This is a genomic window from Stenotrophomonas sp. BIGb0135 (assembly GCF_024810105.1).
Lineage (GTDB): Bacteria > Pseudomonadota > Gammaproteobacteria > Xanthomonadales > Xanthomonadaceae > Stenotrophomonas > Stenotrophomonas maltophilia_AB.
Genome location: NZ_JANUDX010000001.1, coordinates 774,783 through 794,423 on the forward strand (window position 1 = coordinate 774,783; position 19,641 = coordinate 794,423).

Genomic DNA, 19,641 nt, shown 5'->3' on the forward strand with positions numbered 1-19,641 from the left:
CCCTCATTCTAGAAAAGACAAACCAGGAAGCTCCCGCATGGCCACCGAAGTCAAAGCCCCGGTACTGCCCGAATCCGTCGCCGACGGCACCATCGCCACCTGGCACAAGAAGGTCGGCGATGCCGTCAAGCGCGATGAAAACCTGCTTGATCTGGAAACCGACAAGGTCGTCCTGGAAGTGCCGTCGCCGGTCGATGGCGTGCTGAAGGAGATCAAGTTCGAGGTGGGCGCCACCGTGACCTCCAGCCAGGTCGTGGCCGTCATCGAAGAAGGCGCCGCGGCGGCTGCCCCGGCTGCGGAAGAGAAGAAGGCCGAGGCCGCCCCGGCAGCCGCAGCACCTGCTGCCGCTGCGCCGGCCGCTGCCGCCGCGCCGGCCCCGGCCGCCAAGTCCTCCGCCGATGCCCTGCCCCCGGGTGCCCGCTTCACCGCGATCACCGAAGGCGTGAACCCGGCCGACGTGGACGGCACCGGCCGTCGCGGCGCGGTGACCAAGGAAGACATCGTCAACTTCGCCCGCAACGGCGGCGCCGGCAAGGCCGGTGGCGCACGTCCGGAAGAACGCGTGCCGATGACCCGCATCCGCAAGCGCATCGCCGAGCGCCTGATGCAGTCCAAGAACAGCACGGCCATGCTGACCACCTTCAACGAGGTCGACCTGTCCAAGGTCTCGGCCGCGCGCAAGGACCTGCAGGACGAGTTCGTCAAGGCCCATGGCATCAAGCTCGGCTTCATGAGCTTCTTCGTGAAGGCCGCCGCCAACGCACTGCAGCGCTTCCCGCTGGTCAACGCCTCGATCGACGGCGACGACGTCATCTATCACGGCTACTCGGACATCTCCATCGCCGTGTCGACCGACAAGGGTCTGGTGACCCCGGTGCTGCGCAACGTCGAGCGCATGTCGTTTGCCGACATCGAGAAGACCATCGCCGACTACGCCAAGAAGGCCCGTGACGGCAAGCTGAGCCTGGAAGAACTGCAGGGCGGCACCTTCACCGTGACCAACGGCGGCACCTTCGGCTCGCTGCTGTCGACCCCGATCATCAACCCGCCGCAGAGCGCCATCCTGGGCATGCACGCCATCAAGGAGCGTCCGATCGCCCAGAACGGCCAGGTCGTGATCGCGCCGATGATGTACCTGGCGCTGTCCTACGACCACCGCATCATCGATGGCAAGGACTCGGTGCAGTTCCTGGTGGACATCAAGAACCAGCTGGAAAACCCGGGCCGCATGCTGTTCGGCCTGTAAGACCGCCTACCCCTCCGCGCCTGCGCGGAGGGGTATTGGTTTTACGGCACGGTGCACCCTGCTCTCTCCCCGGCGCCTGCGCGCCACCGGCTTCGACCGAAGCTCGGGACTGCAACAAGGAATATCTCAATGGCTGAACAATTCGACGTCGTCGTCATCGGTGCCGGCCCGGCCGGCTACCATGCCGCCATCCGCGCCGCGCAGCTGGGTCTGAAGACCGCCTGCATCGACGCTGCCCTGGGCAAGGACGGCAAGCCGGCCCTCGGTGGCACCTGCCTGCGCGTGGGCTGCATTCCGTCCAAGGCGCTGCTGGATTCCTCGCGCCAGTTCTGGAACATGGGCCACATCTTTGGCGACCACGGCATCAGCTTCAAGGACGCCAAGATCGACGTCGAAGCGATGGTTGGCCGCAAGGACAAGATCGTCAAGCAGTTCACCGGCGGCATCGGCATGCTGTTCAAGGCCAACAAGGTCACCGCCTATTACGGCTTCGGTGAGCTGCAGCCGGGCAACGTGGTCAAGGTCACCCAGCACGATGGCGCCATCGTCGAGCTCAAGGGCACCAACGTGATCATCGCCGCCGGTTCGGATTCGATCGAACTGCCGTTCGCCAAGTTCGACGGCGAGACCATCGTCGACAACGTCGGCGGCCTGGACTTCACCGAGGTCCCCGCCCGCCTGGCCGTGATCGGCGCCGGCGTGATCGGCCTGGAACTGGGCAGCGTCTGGAAGCGCCTGGGTTCGGAAGTGACCATCCTGGAAGCCCTGCCGGACTTCCTGGCCGCCGCCGATACCGAGGTGGCCAAGGCGGCCGCCAAGGAATTCAAGAAGCAGGGCCTGGACATCCGCCTGGGGGCCAAGGTCTCCAAGGCCGAAGTGACCGCCAAGGGCAAGAAGAAGGAAGTCGCCCTGACCTACACCGACGCCGAAGGCGAGAAGAGCCTGATCGTGGACAAGCTGCTGGTGGCCGTCGGCCGTCGCGCCGCGACCAAGGGCCTGCTGGCCGAAGGCACCGGCGTCAAGATCAACGAGCGCGGCCAGATCGAAGTGGACGACCACTGCCACACCGGCGTGGATGGCGTCTGGGCGGTCGGTGACTGCGTGCGCGGGCCGATGCTGGCGCACAAGGGCTTCGAGGAAGGCATCGCGGTGGCCGAACTGATCGCGGGCCTGCCGGGCCACGTCAACTTCGACACCATCCCGTGGGTCATCTACACCGAGCCGGAGCTGGCCTGGGTCGGCAAGACCGAGCAGCAGTTGAAGGCCGAAGGCATCCCGTACAAGGCCGGCAGCTTCCCGTTCGCCGCCAACGGCCGTGCCGTGGCGATGATCGAGCCGGCCGGTTTCGTGAAGGTGCTGGCGCATGCCGAAACCGATCGCATCCTGGGCATGCACCTGGTCGGCGCCAACGTCTCCGAACTGGTCCACGAAGGTGTGCTGACCATGGAGTTCAGCGGCTCGGCCGACGACCTGGCGCGCATCTGCCACGCCCACCCGTCGCTGTCCGAAGCCGTGCACGACGCCGCCATGGCCGTGAGCAAGCGCGCCATCCACAAGGCGAACTGATCGCCCTGCGGATCGTGTAACGAAAAACCCCGCCAAGGCGGGGTTTTTTGTGCGTGCTTGCCCGGTGGCAACCACTGCCGGCGGCGCCTCGAACATGGCTCCGGTGGTCCGGGCTGCTGGCGGGCGCGTCGACCCTCTCTGGTAGCGCCGGCCGCTGGCCGGCACTACCGGCGCGATTCAGTCAGCAGCACTGCAAGCCCAGCCAGGTCTGCGACAGATCCCGCGCGGCCAGGTCCTGCCGGCGGACCCAGGCGTACAGCATTCCCGAATCGCCCCACATCGCCTCGTCGTCCGAATCCAGCTGCAGCAGCATCGCCCAGTCGGCCACACCAGCCGCCAGCGCAGCGGCGCGGGGATCGCCATATCCGCTCGGGTCGCCGCAATACAGGCCATGGCTGACCAGCTGCGCTTCCAGTGCCATGTCGCCCTGCACGTTATGCGACCACCCGCCCAGGCCGTGCCGCTCGCGCGGCGTCGGGGAGCCCAGGTCGGCGATATCCTCCACCAGTGCGTAGTAGCCCTCCTCGGCCGCGTCGTCCCAGCCCAGCCCGGCGTCACGCAGCGCCTGCGCCACCTCTTCGCCCTCGGACGTAAACGAATGCGGCAGGCTCCAGGCCTGATGGAACGCCAACGCGGACGGTACCAACGCGGCCTCCGCATCCGGCGGAGGCAGGCGCCGCAACCCGTCCGCGTCGAACAGGCCGATGACATGCCCACTGCGATCGGCCGGGTCATAGCCCCACGGTTGCGTCTCGGTGTCGTAGAAGAACGACAGCACGCCCTGTGCGGGCAGATCCAGCCCGCACTGCAGACCCTGCACGTCGGCCAGGTTGATCTGCAGCAGGAAATCCAGCGCCCTGCCCTTGTGGTTAGGCCATTCAAAGCCGGCGGGGACATCCGGCCCGCCGCCGATCCGCGATGCGCCGATCGGTGCATCCGTCTGCGCGCGGCGACTGAACCGTACGCGCGGCCGCAGCCACGGCCGCGGCACGCCGACATGCGCGCCGAACCCATGCGATGCGCAGAGCGCGGTGAATTCGTGTTGAGTCAGCGTCATGACCACCTCCCTGTCTGAAAGCAGACAGCAGTCTAGGCGCAGCACCGACAAAACCGGTAGAGCGCGTCGCTGGCCGGCTCCACGCAATGTCCACGAGCCGGCCACCGGCCGTGCCCATCGACATCACGTACGTGTCCGGATCGTCTCCGGCGCGGCCGCAGCCGGCACCTTCGGTGCGTCCTCACAGACCCGATGCTGCGCGACCACCTCGCCCACTTTCCATTCCTTCACCACCCGGCAGTGTTGCTTCGGCGCGTTCTTGCCAGCCGCAGGCTCGGCACCCACCTGACCAGGTTGCTGCCGTTCCACCCACGCCTTGGGCGGTTCGGCGGCGAACGCAGGCGCCGCCAACCACAGCGCGACCAGTCCAGCGCACAGCCGGCTCATGCGGCCACCGGGCCGCCGCCCAGCATCCGCGCCGGCAGCATGAACAGCGCGCGCAGGAACGCGAACAACGCCGAGAAGGTGATCCCGACCAGGCGGAACGGCAGGCTCAGCAGCCACACGAACGGCCAGGCCACCAACGCCAGGATCGCCAGCGGCCAGCACAGCACGAACAGCAGGCACCACACGCCCAGCGCGAACAGGGTCGTCATCATCGGTCTCCACCGCACGGGGCGTCATTGCCCACGGCTCTACACTGCGACCGCGCCGATCGGCCGGCAAGCCGCATGCGACGAACATCGACCAGCGCCGACGAACGTGGGAATACGCGGATGAATAACAGCACGACACAGCGGAAGGGGGCAGAGCCGAGCCATGCTCGGCTGCCTACACGCGGAGGTAGAGCCGAGCCATGCTCGGCTGACCAAAGGCGGGAGGTAGAGCCGAGCCATGCTCGGCTGACGCACCCGGAGCGCTGCCGGAAGAGCAGCCGAGCATGGCTCGGCTCTACCCTGCTCCGGGACCGGTGCTGCGGCGTACCGCCCAACGGTCGTCACCTCCCGGGTTGGATTCACCCGATTCACCGAAGTGCAGCCCACCTCCAACACCACCGCCAAGGTACAAGGGGGTAGAGCCGAGCCATGCTCGGCTGACCATAGGCAGGAAGGTAGAGCCGAGCCACGCTCGGCTGGCCAAAGGCGGGGGGTAGAGCCGAGCCATGCTCGGCTGACCATAGGCAGGAAGGTAGAGCCGAGCCATGCTCGGCTGACCATAGGCGGGAGGTAGAGCCGAGCCACGCTCGGCTGACCAAAGGCGGGAGGTAGAGCCGAGCCATGCTCGGCTGACGCGCCCGGCGCGCTGCGGGAAGAGCAGCCGAGCATGGCTCGGCTCTACCCTGCTCCGGGACCGGTGCCGCGGCGTACCGCCCAACGGTCGTCACCTCCCGGGTTGGATTCGCCGGATTCGCCTTCACCCGATTCACCAGAGTGCAGCCCACGGCCAACACCACCGCAGGGCCTGCGGCGTTATTCGAACGACCCCACCGAATCGTGCGACAGGTTGTCGAAGCGGGTGTATTCGCCGAAGAACTTGAGTTTGCACGAGCCGGTCGGACCGCCTCGGTGCTTGCCGATGATGATCTCGGCCAGGCCCTTGTCCGGCGAGTTTTCCTTGTTGTAGTAGTCGTCGCGGTAGATGAACACGATCATGTCCGCGTCCTGCTCGATAGCGCCGGATTCACGAAGGTCGGCCATCACCGGGCGCTTGTCGGTACGCGTTTCCAGCGAGCGGTTGAGCTGGGACAGCGCAATCACCGGCACGTTGAGCTCCTTGGCCAGGCCCTTCAACGAACGCGAGATCTCCGAGATTTCCGTCGCGCGGTTTTCGCTGTTGCCCGGCACGCTCATCAGCTGCAGGTAGTCGATCACGATCAGGCCCAGGTCGTGCTCGCGCTTGAGGCGGCGGCACTTGGAGCGCAGGATTTCCGGCGACACGCCTGGCGTGTCGTCGATGAAGATCTTGGTTTCCTTCAGCATCCGGATCGCGCCGGTGACCCGGCTCCAGTCCTCGTCTTCCAGCTGGCCGGTACGCAGGCGCTGGGCGTTGATCCGGCCGTTGGAGGAAATCAAGCGCATCGCCAGCTGCGAGGCGGACATTTCCATCGAGAACACCGCCACGCCCTTCTTGGACTTGATCGCGGCGTATTCGGCGATGTTCAGGGCGAAGGTGGTCTTGCCCATGGCCGGACGCGCGGCCAGGATGATCAGGTCGGTCGGCTGCAGGCCGGAGGTCATCGCATCGAAGTCGGCATAGCCGGTCGGCAGGCCGGTGATGTTGCCACCGTTCTCGAAGCGGTTGCGCAGCTCTTCGAAGGCGTCCTTCAGCGCGCCGGGCATCGCCACGAAATCGGTGCGGCCACGTGCGCCCTGCTCGGCGATCGCGAACACCGACTTTTCCGCCGCCGAGAGCAGCTCGCTGCTTTCGCGGCCTTCGGGCTGGAAGCCGTCGTTGACGATATCGGTGCCGACCTGGATCAGCTGGCGCAGCACCGCCTTGTCGCGCACGATCTCGGCGTAGGCGGCAATGTTGGCCGCCGACGGCGTGGTGCTGGCCAGTTCGATCAGGTAGGCGCCATCACCCACCAGCTCCATCCGGCCCTGCGATTCGAACCACTCTCCCAGGGTCACCGCATCGAACGGACGATCGCGCTCGGACAACTCGCGGATCGCGCGGTAGATCATCTGGTGATCGCGGCGGTAGAAGTCGGTCTCGGTCAGCTGGTCGTTGACCCGGTCGTAGCTCTCCGGTGCCAGCATCAACCCGCCCAGCACCGCCTGTTCGGCCTCGATCGAATGCGGCGGCACGCGCAACTGGTCGATCCGCGATTCGTCGCGGTCGAAGCGGTCACCGCGGTCTTTGCGGTCGGAACGGAAGCCAGAACGGGCAGACATGTGGGGGTGTACTTCCTGCAGTGCGGAGCATGGGGCATGGTAGGCACGTAGCGACCGCCCCAGCCATGCACAACCCTGTGGATAAGCGGTGGATGAGCTGGGCATACCGGTAGTGCCGGCAGCATCGGCCGCAAGCGTCGCATTTAGTGCGACAGACGCCGTTGCGGCGCCCGTCGTCCTGCCATTATCGCAGAAGCACCCGGCTCAATGCTGACCGCCGTGGGTGGCGATCCAGGCCAGGAAGGTGTCGATGAACCCCTGCAGGAACGTCTGCGTGCCCGCGTTGCTGATGTTGCCCGCCTCGTCGATCAGTCCGTCCTTGACCTGCAGGAACACCTCCGGCTGGCCCAGCACGGGCATGTCCAGGTAGGCCAGCACGTTGCGCAGGTGCTGCTGGGCCAGCGCGGTGCCGATCACCCCGATCGAGGCACCGACCACGGCCGCCGGCTTGCCGGCGAAGGCGCTGTCGCCGTAGGGGCGTGAACCGAAGTCGATGGCGTTCTTGAGCACCCCGGGGATCGAACGGTTGTACTCGGGGGTGACGAACAAGACCGCGTCGGCCTCACGGATCTGCTTTTTCAGGCGTATCGCCTCGGCGGGGTAATCCGTGTCGAGATCCTGGTTGTAGAGCGGCAGGTCGCCGATGTCGACGTGCTCGAAACGCGCCTTGCCGGCCGCGAGCTTTTCCAGCGCGTGGGCGAGCGTCTTGTTGTGCGAGCCCTTGCGCAGGCTGCCGACCAGTACCGCGATCTTCACTTCGGCCATGGGGGATGTCTCCGTTGGGGGAAAGGTCCAGCCTAGGCGGCGCAACCTTCGGCAACGGTGAAGGTGAGGCCGCCACGCATGGCGTGGCTGTAGGGACTGTGGCTGATTGGGGGGCCGGGTGGTGCCGGCTCGTGGGGAGCTGCCTGTTGGTCAGGCGTGGTCGGCGGTCCCAGCCACGCATGGCGTGGCTCTACGCGGGGTTCACGACTGCGGGGCTTTCCCCCGCGTGGCGCCAACCTGTGGGCTGCCTGTTGGTCAGGCGTGGTCGGCGGTCCCAGCCACGTATGGCGTGGCTCTACGCGGGGGCAAGACCGCCGGCCTTCCCTCGTAGAGCCACCCCATGGGTGGCTGCGCGCAATGTCAGCCGCGTTCGACGCCGGCGCGGACGTGGCGCCAATGCGCCTGCCAGGCCTGGAACATCAGCACGTTCCACAGGTGCGTGTGCCATTTGCGCTCGCCCTGCTGGAACTGCTGCCACAGCGGCACCACCGCCTCGACGTTGAAGACTCCTTCGGCCGCCAGCCGGGCCGGGTCGAGCAGTTCATCGGCCCAACCGCGCAGGTCGCCCTTGAGCCACTCGCTGACCGGCGCGCCGAAGCCGCGCTTGGGGCGGTGCACCATGTCCTGCGGCACATAGCAGCCAAGCACCCGCTTGAGCAGGTACTTGCTCACGCCATCGCGGTGCTTCATCGACAGCGGCAGCGACCAGGCGAACTCGGCCACCCGCCAGTCCAGCAGCGGTGCGCGTGCCTCCAGGCTGACCGCCATGCTGGTGCGGTCCACCTTGCACAGCAGGTCATCAGGCAGATAGGTGTTGAAGTCGGCCAGCATCATCGCATCGGCCGGCGAGCCGGCGCCATGCAGCGGGTCGGCGAGGTCATAGAAGCTGCCCGCCCCGGCAGCTCCCTTCACCGCCGCCACCGGATCGCGCCAGCGCGAGATCCGGTTGCGGTACACATCGCCGATTCCCCGCGCCCCGGTTTCGGCCAGCAACGCGGCCAACCCGCCGGTACGCGAGGCCTCGCCCTGGGTGGTGGAATGGGCGGCCATCCAGCGCCGCAGGGGCGCCGGCACCCTGCCCAGCATCGCCCAGTTGCGCAGTGCGCGCTGGTAGCGGCCATAACCGAAGAACAGCTCATCGCCGCCGTCGCCCGACAGCGCCACGGTCACCGAGCCGCGCGCCAGCTTCGCCACCAGCGCGGTGGGCACCTGCGAGGCGTCGGCGAAGGGCTCATCGAACATCGCCGGCAACTGCGGCACCACCGCCAGCGCGTCGGCCCCGCTGACGTACAGCTCGGTGTGGTCGGTGCCCAGGTGCTGCGCCAACGCCTTGGCCAGCGGCGCCTCGTCGTGGTGGGAACCCTCGAAGCCGATGCTGAAACTGTGGATCGGCGTGCTCGACTGCGCCTGCATCAACGCGGCCACCACCGATGAATCGGTCCCGCCGGACAGGAACACCCCGACCGGCACGTCGGCCACCATGCGCAACGCCACTGCATCACGCAGCACACCATCCAGCTGCGACTCGGCCTCGGCATCGCTGCCGACGAATGGCTGCGCCAGGGCCTGCTGCATGCGCTCGCGCGCGTTCCAGAACGGTACCTGCTGCTGGTCCGGCCGGTGAGCGTCGGCACCGGCGGCCACCGTGGCCGCATCCAGCCGCAGCACCCGGCCGGGCATCAGCTTGAAGCAGCGCGCGTGGATGCAGTGCGGCGCGGGGATGTAATCCAGCTTCAGCAGCAGGGTCAGCGCATCGCGGTCGATGTCGTTGTCGAAGTGCGGGTGTTGCCACAGCGCCTTCAGCTCCGAGCCGAACACCAGTGCCTCGCCGGCCCAGCCGTAGTACAGCGGCTTCTTGCCGACCCGGTCGCGGGCCAGCCACAGGCATTGCTCGGCGCGGTCCCACAGCGCGATGGCGAACATGCCATTGGCGCGCTGCAGGGTGGCATCCAGGCCCCAGGCCACGAACGCGGCCAGCAGCACCTCGGTGTCGGAATGGCCGCGGAAGGTATGCCCCAGGGCCTCCAGGTCGGCGCGCAGGGCGGCGAAATTGTAGACCTCGCCGTTGTAGGCGAGCACGTAGCGCCCGTCGTTGGACGCCATCGGCTGGTGGCCCAGCGGGGACAGGTCCAGGATGCTCAGCCGTCGGTGCGCCAGCGCGACGCCGCCGCTGGCATCGGCCCACACCCCGCTGTCATCCGGGCCACGATGGATCAACGCGTCGCCCATACGTCGCGCCAGCTGTTCCAGTACGGCCTGCTCCATTACCGGAGCCGGCAGCAGCATTCCTGCCAATCCACACATGCGTCAGAGGTCCTGCGCCAGTACCCGGGCGGCGCTTACCAGTGCATTGTCGCTTGGAAGCACGCACATTGCTGCCCCTGCCAGTGGCGTATAGGTGTCGGCGCCGCAAACGCGCTGCAGCGGCAGGTGGCCCAGCCCCGCCTCGACCAGCGCGGTGATGACGCCCTCCCCCACCCCCGCGCTGTGCCGGCCTTCATCGACCACCAGTACCCGCTGGGCATCGGCCGCCTGTTGGGCGATGAAACCGGCATTGAGCGGCACCAGCCAGCGCAGGTCCACCACCCGCACCTGCCAGCCCAGCTCGGCCTGGAGGGTGCGCGCCGCGCGCAGGCTCATCGGCACGCCATTGCCATAGGTGAAGATCACCAGGTCGCTGGCCTCGGGGTCGTACACCCGGCCCTCGCCGGGCAGCATCGTCTGCTCCGGCGGCGGGTAGGCGAACAGCCACTGGCCGTCGCCGGGCGCGTACAGGTCCTTGGTCATGTACAGCGCGATGGGCTCCAGGAACACCGACACCCGGCCGTCGACCTGGGCCAGCGCGGCCAGGGTGCGCAACATCATCGCCGCGTCGTCGCCACGCGACGGGCAGCCCACCACCAGCCCCGGGATGTCGCGCAGCGCGGCGATCGAGTTGTCGTTGTGGAAGTGGCCGCCAAACCCCTTCTGGTAGCCCAGCCCGGCAATACGCACCAACATCGGGTTGCGGTACTGGTCGTTGGAGAAGAACTGCAGCGAACACGCCTCACCGCGCAACTGGTCGGCCGCGTTGTGCAGGTAGGCCAGGTACTGGATCTCCGGGATCGGCAGCATGCCCAGGTTGGCCAGGCCCTGGGCCATGCCCAGGATCATGGTTTCATCCAGCAGCGTGTTGAACACCCGGCGCGGACCGAACGCCTTGAGCAGGCCCTTGCTGACGGTATACACCCCGCCCTTCTGCGCCACGTCTTCGCCGAACAACAGCGTGGACGGGTACTTCGCCATGAGTTCGTGCAGGCCCTGGTTGATCTGGATCGCCAGGTGCCGCGGCGGCTGCCGCTCGGGCAACTGCGCCTCGCTGCCGAACGCGGCCAGGCGCGCTTCGGCGGCGGCCACGCGGCCTGCCTCGACCTGCACGGCCGCCGGCGAGTACGGCGCCAGCGGCGCCAGGATCTGCGCCAGGCCATCCAGCTTGGGCCGGCGGTCGGCTTCTTCGGCCGCGGCAAAACAGCGCGTACGCATCGCTTCGTAGCGCTGCAGCACCTGCGCGCCGTCCATCCAGCCCGATTCGAGGGCGATCTGCGCCGAGCGCAGCAGGGGATCGGCCGCTTCGGCCGCGCACAGCTCCGGCAGCGGCCGCCACTCGATCTCGAAATCGGTACCGGCATGGCCCATCAACCGAGTGGTGCGCAGATGCAGGAAGGTCGGCCGCCGCGTGCGCCGGCAGTGCTCCAGCGCGCGCTGCACCTGGGCATGGCCGCTGGCCAGGTCCAGGCCATCGGCAAAGAAGTAGTCCAGCCCCGGACGGTGGCTGAAGTTCTGCGCGATCCAGCCGTCCGGGGTCTTCACCGAAATACCGATGCCGTTGTCTTCGCAGACGAACAGCACCGGTGCCGGCAGTCGCTGGTAAGCCGCCCAGGCGGCGGTGTTGAACGCGGTCTGCGCGGTGGCATGGTTGGAGGAGGCATCGCCGAAGGAGCAGATCACCACGCTGTCTTCGGGAATCGGCAGCGCGTGCCCGATCCGCCGCGCGCTTTCGATCGCCATGGCCGTGCCCAGCGCCTTGGGCAGGTGCGAGGCGATGGTGGAGGTCTGCGGCAGCACCCACAACGGCTTGCTGCCCCACACTTTGTGCCGCCCGCCGCTGGCCGGATCATCGCAACTGGCGGCGAAGGACAGGGCCGCATCCAGCACCGGGTCCATGCCCGGCAACTGGCGGAAGCGCTCGGCCATGAACGCGCCCGAGCGGTAGTGCAGGAACGCCGGATCGGTGTGCCGCGCCAGCCGCGCCACCAGCGCATTGCCCTCGTGGCCGGACGAGCCGATGGTGTAGAAGACCTTGTTCTGCACGCGCAGCACGCGCGCCATCAGGTCCAGGTGGCGGCTGATCAGCTGCGACTCGAACAGCGCATCGAAGCCCTGCGCATCCAGCGTGCTGCCCGGCAGGATCGGCGCGTCCGGCGCTGGCCGCGGCGTCGGATCGCCCTGCCACTGCTGCACGAAATCGATGAAGTTGGCGTCGCAGATCTCGGCCCGGTTGAGGGCCTTCATGCGGGCGGGAATCGGATCGGGAACCACGGCAAACATCCATCAGCCTCCGTGACGCGCGGCCAAATCGACCACGCCGGGAGTCTGGCCGCAACCCGCGCCGCTTGCCAAGCGCGGGTGCAGCATGGCCATCAGGGGCCGCGTCGCGCCCGCCATTGGTCGCGCGACTGACCCCAGATTTCGATCGGTTTGCCACCGTGCGGGGGCGGCAGTTCACCCATCCGCAGCAGCGTGCTGCCGAGCTTGCGCGCGACGACCTTGGAGTTCTCGTTGGCCGCATCGATGGTGTGGATCACCTCGTCCCAGCCCAGCGTGTCGAACGCCCACTCGATGCTGGCCACGGCGGCTTCGGGCGCGTAGCCCTTGCCCCAGCTTTCACGGCGGATGCTCCAGCCGACTTCGGTGCCCGGCCAGTCCAGCGGCTGCCACGGCCCCATCCGACCGACCCAGTCACCGCTGCTCTTTTCGATCACCGAAAACATCGAAAAACCGTACAGGTGCCAACTGCCGGCCAGGCAGCAGAAACTGCGCCACGCTTGGGATGGCGCCTGCACGCCACCGAGGTGCTGCATGACCTCCGGGTCGGTGCAGAAGCGCAGGAACGCGTCGAAATCCTCTGCCCGCGGCGGGCGCAGGATCAATCGGTCGGTTTCCAGTTGCAGATCGAAGATGCTCATGCCCATGCCCTGTGCCATGCCGGCATCGATCTTCGCAGACGCTGCGCGCGCAGGCCAATGGATGTCATTGATCGGGCCCGCTGGTCGCGCCGGCTGTCACAGCAAAACGCAACAGGCCGGACTAGGCCGGCCTGTTGCTCGCCCCATCACGCGGCGCGAAACATCACTGCTTGTTCGAATCCAGCGCCGCAGTCTGGGTGACCAGCTGGCCATCGATCACCGGCAGGCGATCGCTGCTCGGCTTGTTGTCCATCTTCACGGTCTTCTCGGCGCCGTCGTAGCGGTAGGTCACGTTGTAGCCGGTGACCGCGTTGCTGGTGCCCATCGGGATGCGGTTGCCCGGCTTGCTGGCCATGCGCATCGTGCCCGTGGTGCCGTCTTCATTGCGGTAGGTCACGTTGTAGCCGGTGACCTTGGTCGACTCGGAGGTCGCCGTTTCGGTATGGCACTGGCGCTCGGTCCGGTTGACCACGCGGCCACCGACGTGACGCTTGTCGACCGTGTTGCCGATCAGGCCACCGGCCACCGCGCCAGCGGCAGTCGCGGCCTTGCGGCCGTTGCCGCCGCCGACCTGGTTGCCGAGCAGGCCGCCGATGACCGCACCGGCCACGGTGCCGCCGACGTTGCCATCGCGCTCGGGCAGGCGTTCCTGCACGACCACGTCCTCGCAGACTTCATGCGGGGTCTGGGTGGTCGAGGTTTCGCGCACCGGCTCCGTACCGATCACCGTGGCGTAGGCCTTTTCCTTCCTGGTCAGCGGATCGACCTTGACGATGTCGGCGTACTCCAGCTTGCCGGCCTTGTCGTCGACCGCGACGGCATCGGTGCGGGCGCCGTCGTCGGCCAGCGGGGTGGTGTCCAGGGTGGGCCGGGTCTGCGTCGCCGTCACCGGATCGGGGGCGGACGAGCCACTCTTCATGAAGGCAGCGGTGGCGATGCCGCCGACGAGCAGCGCGCCAGCAGCGACCAAAGCAGTGGTGGTAGTACTTTTCATATCCGGCTCCCTGCGGGCGATCCGCAACGTTCTTGAGCGGATTCCAGCATGCGGTGCCTGAACGGAATCTCCACAGTGCGTGCACGCCCCCCTTACCCATTCAGGTTCTGTGTCGATGGGGCTCGTGATAGCGTTTACAGCATCTGTCCGAGGAGTGCGTCATGGCCAATCCCCTGCTGCTGCCGATGCTGGAATGGGCGCGCCGGTTGCGCTACCCCACGCTGTTCAAGCTGACCGCCGGCCTGTTCGCGCTGACCCTGTTCATTCCCGATCCGGTGCCGTTCGTGGACGAGATCCTGCTGGGCCTGGGCACGCTGCTGCTGGCCAACTGGAAGAATCGCAGCGCAGCGGTGCCGCCCGCCCTGCCGCGCAAACGCCGCGCGTGATCCTGGTCGACAGCCATTGCCACCTCGACGCCGGCGAGTTTGATGCCGATCGCGCCGAGGTGATCGCGCGGGCACGTGCGGCCGGGGTGGGCACGCAGATCGTGCCGGCGGTGACCGCCGCCAGTTGGCCCAAGCTGCGCCAGACCTGCCAGTCGGCCGAGGGACTGCATCCGGCCTACGGGCTGCACCCGATGTTCCTGGCCGAGCACCGTGCCGGGCATCTTGACGAACTGCGCGCCTGGATCGAGCGCGAGCGCCCGTGCGCGGTCGGCGAATGCGGGCTGGATTTCTTCGTCGAGGGGCTGGACGCGGAGCTGCAACAGCAGTATTTCGTGGGGCAACTGCGCCTGGCCCGCGAGTTCGACCTGCCGGTCATCGTGCATGCACGGCGCGCGGTCGATGCGGTGATCGCGGCAATCAGGCAGGTGGGCGGGCTGCGTGGCGTCGTCCACAGCTTCCCGGGCAGTCCGGAGCAGGCCGCGCAACTGCACAAACTGGGTTTTCTGCTGGGTCTTGGCGGTCCGTTGACCTACGACCGTGCGCAGCGGCTGCAACGGCTGGTGGCACGGATGCCGCTGGAGCAATTGCTGCTGGAAACCGATGCCCCGGACCAGCCCGATGCCGGCATCCGCGGCGAACGCAACGAGCCTTCGCGGCTGCCGGTGATCCTGGAAACGGTGGCGCGGCTGCGCGGGCAGCCGGCCGAGGAGATTGCCGCGCAGACGACGGCCAATGCGCGCGCACTCTTTGGCCTGGCAGCGTAGCGCCGACCGTTGGTCGGCTGTCGGCGCAACGGCAGCCGACCGGTGGTTCACGCAACGGCGGCCGACCAATGGGCGGCGGTTCACGCAACGGCGGCCGACCAACGGGCGGCGGTTCACGCGAAAGCAGCCGACCAACGGTCGGCTCTACCAAGCGCGCGGCACGCGGGTTTCAATCGGCCTTGGCGGCCGCCGCCGGCTTCTTCAACAGCATCTCCAGCGCCTTGCCCACCGCGGCGAACGCGAACGCCCCGGTGATGTGGGTGGCCGCGCCGAGGCCGGCGCCGCAGTCCAGCTTCAACGCCGCGTCCGCCCCGAGGTTCGGGCGGATGCCGCACACGCTGCCATCGGCCTGCGGGTACTTCACGTTCTCCAGCGAATACACCGCCGGCACGCCGAAGTAGCGCGAGGCGTTCTTGGGGAAGTTGAAATCGCTGCGCAGCTTCTTGCGGATCAACGCCATCATCGCGTCGTGCTCGGTGCGCGACACATCGCGGATGCGCACCAGCGTGGGATCGGTACGCCCGCCGGCCGCGCCCACGGTGAGGATCGGCAGCTTGCGTCGGCGGCACCAGGCGATGGTTTCCACCTTGACCCGGAAACTGTCGCAGGCATCGATCACCAGGTCGAAATCGCGGTCCAGAAGTTCCACCATGTTCGACACGGTCAGGAACGAGGCGATCGCATCCACCTGGATGTCCGGATTGATCGCATGGCAGCGCTCGGCCATCGCCTCGGCCTTGTTGCGCCCGTATTGGCCGGCCAGCGCCGGCAGCTGGCGGTTGGTGTTGGACACGCAGATGTCGTCCGCATCGATCAGGGTCATATGCCCCACCGCCGTGCGCGCCAGCGCTTCGACCACCCACGAGCCGACCCCGCCCATGCCGACCACCGCCACCCGGCGGGTCGACAGCTGGTCCACGGTGCCTGCCCCATACAGCCGGTCGATGCCGGCAAATCGTTCGCGCAATACGTCGTTCATCCGCGAATTTTACCCTCCCCCCGGCCGACCCGTACGCCGCACCCACAGGACGCACCGTAAGATCGGCGGCAGCCACCCTCAAGGACGCCACCGCATGAACCAGCCCGCCCCGCCCCGCCGTCACTCCGCCGCCTATCGCTACCTGCTGGTGGGCGTGCTCGGGCTGCTGGTCGGCCTGGTCGCCACGATCATGGTCGCGCGTGCGATCCAGGCCCGCCAGGACCCGTTCCCCGATGCGCTCATGCACGTGATGAACCGGCAGGTGCAACTGCTGCACGATGCCCAGGCACAAAACCGCTGCAGCCTGGCCGACAGCGTGCCGCGCCTGCAGACGCTGCGGTCGCTGTCCAACGACGTCGACCTGGCGTTCCCCACCCTCAAGGACAGCCAGGGCTTCCAGCAGCACGCCAGCCGCCTGCGCGCCACCCTCAACCAGGCGCTGGCGGCGCCGCCGGCCGATTGCATCGCCATGGGCGAGCTGGTCGAGAAGATCCAGTCCGACTGCCAGGCCTGCCACCAGGATTTCCGCTGATTCATCTGCCAGCCACGCTGGCGGCGGGAGATTGGCGCGCTGTTCACGTAGCACAGGACAGGATCTGCGGCATGCGCCCCAGACGCATTCGACCACCCCTCTGGCCAGGAGAACCACCATGAAGATCCAACTCATCGCTGCCGCCGCCGTCGCCACCGTCGCACTGGCTGGCTGCGCGACCACCTCGCCCGGCTACGGCAGCAGTGGTTACAACAACGGTTATGGCAACAACAACGGCTACAACAACGGCCGCTGCGCCGACTGCGGCATGGTGACCCGCATCAACCAGGTCGCCTCCGGGCGCACTGCGCCGTCGGCCACCGGTGCGATCCTCGGCGGCATCGTCGGTGCCGTGGCCGGCCATGAAATCTCCGACCATACCGGCGGCAGCAAGGGCAACCAGAACGTCGCCGCCGCCGCAGGCGCGGTGGGTGGTGCGCTGGCCGGCAACCAGATCCAGAAGAATGTGACCAGCGATACCTTCGACATCACCGTGCGCATGGACGACGGTCGCACCGTGGTGGTCAACCAGCGTGACCTCGGCGGCATCCGCGAGAACACCTACGTGCGCGTGGTCAACGGCAAGGTGATCCTGCGCTGATCGCGCCTGGCCCCACCGCCGCGGAATAAAAAAAGGGCCCGCTTGCGCGGGCCCTTTTCGTGTTGCGTGCATGCTGGCATGCGGTGTGCGCTTAGAGCGGCTTCACCTTGTCGGCCTGCAGGCCCTTCTGGCCGGTGACCACTTCGAACTCCACCGCTTGACCTTCCTTCAGGCTCTTGAAGCCCTGGGATTCGATCGCACGGAAGTGCACGAACACATCTTCGCCGCTTTCACGGCTGATGAACCCAAAACCCTTCGCGTCGTTGAACCACTTGACGGTGCCCTTCTCAGCCATCTTAGCTACTCCCTAACTGTCTTGTTGTTGGATACGCCGGTACAGGCGGCTGACAGCAAGGGGGAAGCGAGGTGCAACGATGCAGCGGATCCGGAAGATCTACCATCATCAGGCCACGATCCACGGTGACCTTGCCAAGCTCAGCGTCTGCAACTTAACCCGGGCAAAACGAAAAATCAACTGGCAAATCCTTTCGGATGTCAACCCTGTTTCCTATACCATACGGTACAGCATGGACTATTCATTCATCTTCTATCTGCTAGCCCTGATGCTGGTCCTGATCGGCATCGCGGGCGTGGTGCTGCCCGCCCTGCCCGGCATCCCGCTGGTGTTTGCCGGGCTGCTGCTGGCAGCCTGGACCGATGGCTTCGTCCACGTGGGCTGGTTGCCGCTCACCCTGCTCGGCCTGCTCACCCTGCTGTCGTTCGCGGTGGACATCCTGGCCACCGTGGTCGGCGCGCAACGGGTGGGCGCCAGCAGCAAGGCGCTCTGGGGCACCTTCATCGGCAGCATCATCGGGGTGTTCTTCATGCCGATCGGGCTGCTGGCCGGCCCGCTGCTGGGTGCGCTGGCCGGCGAGTACTGGCACACCCGCGAGCTGGGCCGGTCGACCCAGGTGGGCCTGGCCACCTGGCTGGGCATCCTGCTGGGGGTGGCGCTGAAAATGGCCCTGGTGGTGGCGATGCTGGGACTGTTCGCCTTCGCCTGGTGGCTCTGAGTCCGACTGCTGCGGCAGGCTTCACGCCCCGAGCACACCACCGCCCGGCATAAACGCGCGGAGGGCTGCGACGCATGTCCGCTGGCGGGATCCAGGGCCAGCGGCCACACTGTCCCGGTCGACCCCATTCATTCTCGCCACCTGGCCTCGCTTTCATGATGATCCTGCGCCCCCGCACTGCCCTGTTCACCGCCCTGGCCCTGGCCAGCCCAAGCCTGCCGCTGGCCGCGCAGGAAGCCGCGCCCACGCCGGCCTCGCCGGAAGCCTGCGCCCTGGTGGATACCGACGCGGCGCGCCTGGCGTGCTACGACAAGCTGTTCGGCCATACCCGCGGCGTAACCGTGGCGGCCGACGCGGCGGCCACCGCTGCCCAGGAAGCCCGTCGCGAAGAACGCCAGGCCGCGCGCAGCGCCGAGGCCGATGCACCGGCCACCCAGCGTGCCAAGCAGCGCCTGGGCGAGCTGTTCAAGAGCGACGGTCACGACCAGGCGCTGGCCAACGCCGGCAAGGGTTCGTTGCTGGACAGCCGCTGGGAACTGGCCCAGGACTCCAAGCTGGGCGCGTTCCAGTTGCGTGCCTACAAGCCGGTGTACCTGCTGCCGGCGTTCTGGACCAGCGACAAGAACCAGACGCCGCAGTCGCCGAACCCGGCCAACACCGTGACCACCCCGCAGCTGCTGGACAGCAACGAGCTGAAGTTCCAGCTGAGCTTCAAGACCAAGGTGGTGGAGAACCTGTTCGGCGACAACGGCGACATCTGGGCCGGGTACACCCAGAGTTCGCGCTGGCAGGCCTACAACGCCGAGAACTCGCGCCCGTTCCGCGAAACCAATTACGAACCTGAAATCATGATGCTGTTCCGCAACGGCTACTCGATCGGTGGCTGGCGTGGGCGCATGAGCGGGATCGGCGTCAACCACATGTCCAATGGCCGTGCCGATCCGCTGTCGCGCAGCTGGAACCGGGTGATCGCCACCATCGGCCTGGACCGCGAGAACTGGGCGCTGGTGCTGCGCCCCTGGTATCGCCTGCCGGAAGACCGCAAGGACGACAACAACCCGGACATCGAGGATTACATGGGCCGTGGCGACGCGACCCTGACCTGGAACCGCAACGGCCACGAAGTCTCGTTGATGGCGCGCCATTCGCTGCGCGGCGGCGACCGTTCGCACGGGGCGGTGCAGCTCGATTACGGCTTCCCGATCAGCAACCTGCTGCGCGGCCACGTGCAGGTGTTCGATGGCTACGGCGAAAGCATGATCGACTACAACCACAAGGCCACCTACATCGGCCTCGGCGTGTCGCTGCTGGAGTGGTATTGATGGCGGTGACGATCTGGCACAACCCGCGTTGCAGCAACTCGCGCGGGGCCCTGGAGATCCTGCGCGGGCGGGGCATCGAACCCACCGTCATCGAGTACCTGAAGGACCCGCCGGACCGCGCCACGCTGCAGGCGCTGGTGGGCGCCATGGGGACGGGGGCACGCAGGCTGCTGCGCGACAAGGAGGCGGCGTACGCCGACCTCGGGCTGGCTAATCCGCTGCTGGAGGACGCCGCATTGATCGAGGCGATGCTGCAGCACCCGGAACTGATCAATCGCCCGATCGTGCGTACCCCCCAGGGCGTACGCCTGTGCCGGCCACCGGAAACGGTGCTCGAGATCCTGCCGGCGTAAGCCG

20 protein-coding genes are annotated in these 19,641 nt (G+C 67.4%); 9 read left to right on the forward strand and 11 right to left on the reverse strand.

Annotation, left to right across the window (positions count from 1 at the left end):
* The first annotated feature begins 37 nt into the window (after positions 1-37).
* Entirely contained in the window at positions 38-1,246 is a 1,209-nt protein-coding gene (gene sucB / locus M2421_RS03500) for a dihydrolipoyllysine-residue succinyltransferase (RefSeq protein ID WP_259203283.1), read from the forward strand.
* A gap of 129 nt (positions 1,247-1,375) precedes the next feature.
* Positions 1,376-2,812 (forward strand): dihydrolipoyl dehydrogenase, encoded by a 1,437-nt coding sequence (gene lpdA, locus M2421_RS03505; RefSeq protein WP_259203284.1) that lies wholly within the window; start codon positions 1,376-1,378, stop codon positions 2,810-2,812.
* 181 nt (positions 2,813-2,993) lie between these two features.
* Here the strand turns inward: lpdA and M2421_RS03510 are convergent, their stop codons facing one another.
* The 9 genes from M2421_RS03510 to M2421_RS03550 form a co-directional block, all read right to left on the reverse strand.
* Entirely contained in the window at positions 2,994-3,914 is a 921-nt protein-coding gene (locus tag M2421_RS03510) for a YwqG family protein (RefSeq protein WP_259203544.1), read from the reverse strand.
* 78 nt (positions 3,915-3,992) lie between these two features.
* On the reverse strand, positions 3,993-4,256 hold the full coding sequence (locus tag M2421_RS03515; protein ID WP_259203285.1) for a hypothetical protein: 264 nt from the start codon (positions 4,254-4,256) through the stop codon (positions 3,993-3,995).
* Positions 4,253-4,465, reverse strand: coding sequence for a hypothetical protein (locus M2421_RS03520; protein WP_259203286.1), 213 nt, complete (start codon positions 4,463-4,465; stop codon positions 4,253-4,255). The genes M2421_RS03515 and M2421_RS03520 overlap by 4 nt, the downstream gene beginning before the upstream one ends.
* Positions 4,466-5,278: 813 nt before the next feature.
* Positions 5,279-6,703: a replicative DNA helicase gene (locus tag M2421_RS03525; protein WP_259203287.1), complete on the reverse strand. Its 1,425-nt coding sequence runs from the start codon at positions 6,701-6,703 to the stop codon at positions 5,279-5,281.
* Between the two features lie 204 nt (positions 6,704-6,907).
* Complete coding sequence (locus M2421_RS03530; RefSeq protein ID WP_259203289.1) at positions 6,908-7,468, reverse strand: NAD(P)H-dependent oxidoreductase; 561 nt, start codon at positions 7,466-7,468, stop codon at positions 6,908-6,910.
* A 360-nt stretch (positions 7,469-7,828) separates the two neighbouring features.
* Positions 7,829-9,772, reverse strand: a complete 1,944-nt coding sequence (asnB, locus tag M2421_RS03535) for an asparagine synthase (glutamine-hydrolyzing) (RefSeq protein WP_259203290.1) — start codon at positions 9,770-9,772, stop codon at positions 7,829-7,831.
* Positions 9,773-9,775: 3 nt separating this feature from the next.
* Positions 9,776-12,055, reverse strand: coding sequence for a transketolase C-terminal domain-containing protein (locus tag M2421_RS03540; protein WP_259203292.1), 2,280 nt, complete (start codon positions 12,053-12,055; stop codon positions 9,776-9,778).
* 92 nt (positions 12,056-12,147) lie between these two features.
* Complete coding sequence (locus M2421_RS03545) at positions 12,148-12,693, reverse strand: GNAT family N-acetyltransferase (RefSeq protein WP_259203293.1); 546 nt, start codon at positions 12,691-12,693, stop codon at positions 12,148-12,150.
* A 163-nt stretch (positions 12,694-12,856) separates the two neighbouring features.
* Complete coding sequence (locus M2421_RS03550) at positions 12,857-13,687, reverse strand: glycine zipper 2TM domain-containing protein (protein ID WP_310439266.1); 831 nt, start codon at positions 13,685-13,687, stop codon at positions 12,857-12,859.
* 161 nt (positions 13,688-13,848) lie between these two features.
* Between M2421_RS03550 and M2421_RS03555 the strand changes: the two genes are divergently transcribed.
* Together M2421_RS03555 and M2421_RS03560 are read left to right on the forward strand one after the other, a co-directional pair.
* The gene (locus tag M2421_RS03555; protein ID WP_259203294.1) at positions 13,849-14,073 is read left to right on the forward strand and encodes a DUF6116 family protein; all 225 of its coding nucleotides are present in this window, start codon (positions 13,849-13,851) and stop codon (positions 14,071-14,073) included.
* Entirely contained in the window at positions 14,070-14,837 is a 768-nt protein-coding gene (locus M2421_RS03560; RefSeq protein WP_259203299.1) for a TatD family hydrolase, read from the forward strand. Before M2421_RS03555 ends, M2421_RS03560 begins: the two co-directional genes overlap by 4 nt.
* A gap of 169 nt (positions 14,838-15,006) precedes the next feature.
* Here the strand turns inward: M2421_RS03560 and M2421_RS03565 are convergent, their stop codons facing one another.
* On the reverse strand, positions 15,007-15,816 hold the full coding sequence (locus tag M2421_RS03565) for a tRNA threonylcarbamoyladenosine dehydratase (RefSeq protein ID WP_259203300.1): 810 nt from the start codon (positions 15,814-15,816) through the stop codon (positions 15,007-15,009).
* A 94-nt stretch (positions 15,817-15,910) separates the two neighbouring features.
* Here M2421_RS03565 and M2421_RS03570 point away from each other — a divergent pair, with 94 nt between their 5' ends.
* Both M2421_RS03570 and M2421_RS03575 read left to right on the forward strand, forming a co-directional pair.
* Positions 15,911-16,348, forward strand: a complete 438-nt coding sequence (locus tag M2421_RS03570; protein ID WP_259203301.1) for a hypothetical protein — start codon at positions 15,911-15,913, stop codon at positions 16,346-16,348.
* Positions 16,349-16,466: 118 nt separating this feature from the next.
* Entirely contained in the window at positions 16,467-16,949 is a 483-nt protein-coding gene (locus M2421_RS03575; RefSeq protein WP_259203303.1) for a glycine zipper 2TM domain-containing protein, read from the forward strand.
* A 91-nt stretch (positions 16,950-17,040) separates the two neighbouring features.
* Here M2421_RS03575 and M2421_RS03580 read toward each other — a convergent pair whose 3' ends face one another.
* On the reverse strand, positions 17,041-17,244 hold the full coding sequence (locus tag M2421_RS03580; RefSeq protein WP_019185917.1) for a cold-shock protein: 204 nt from the start codon (positions 17,242-17,244) through the stop codon (positions 17,041-17,043).
* A gap of 232 nt (positions 17,245-17,476) precedes the next feature.
* Here M2421_RS03580 and M2421_RS03585 point away from each other — a divergent pair, with 232 nt between their 5' ends.
* The 3 genes from M2421_RS03585 to arsC all read left to right on the forward strand — a co-directional run bounded on the left by M2421_RS03585 (position 17,477) and on the right by arsC (position 19,637).
* The gene (locus M2421_RS03585) at positions 17,477-17,962 is read left to right on the forward strand and encodes a DUF456 domain-containing protein (RefSeq protein ID WP_259203304.1); all 486 of its coding nucleotides are present in this window, start codon (positions 17,477-17,479) and stop codon (positions 17,960-17,962) included.
* A 158-nt stretch (positions 17,963-18,120) separates the two neighbouring features.
* Positions 18,121-19,284 carry a phospholipase A gene (locus tag M2421_RS03590; RefSeq protein ID WP_259203305.1) on the forward strand — a complete coding sequence of 388 codons (1,164 nt, stop codon included), beginning with the start codon at positions 18,121-18,123 and terminating at the stop codon, positions 19,282-19,284.
* A complete protein-coding gene (gene arsC, locus M2421_RS03595) occupies positions 19,284-19,637 on the forward strand; it encodes an arsenate reductase (glutaredoxin) (RefSeq protein WP_259203306.1) in 354 nt (117 codons plus the stop codon). Before M2421_RS03590 ends, arsC begins: the two co-directional genes overlap by 1 nt.
* The last annotated feature ends 4 nt before the right edge of the window (positions 19,638-19,641 follow it).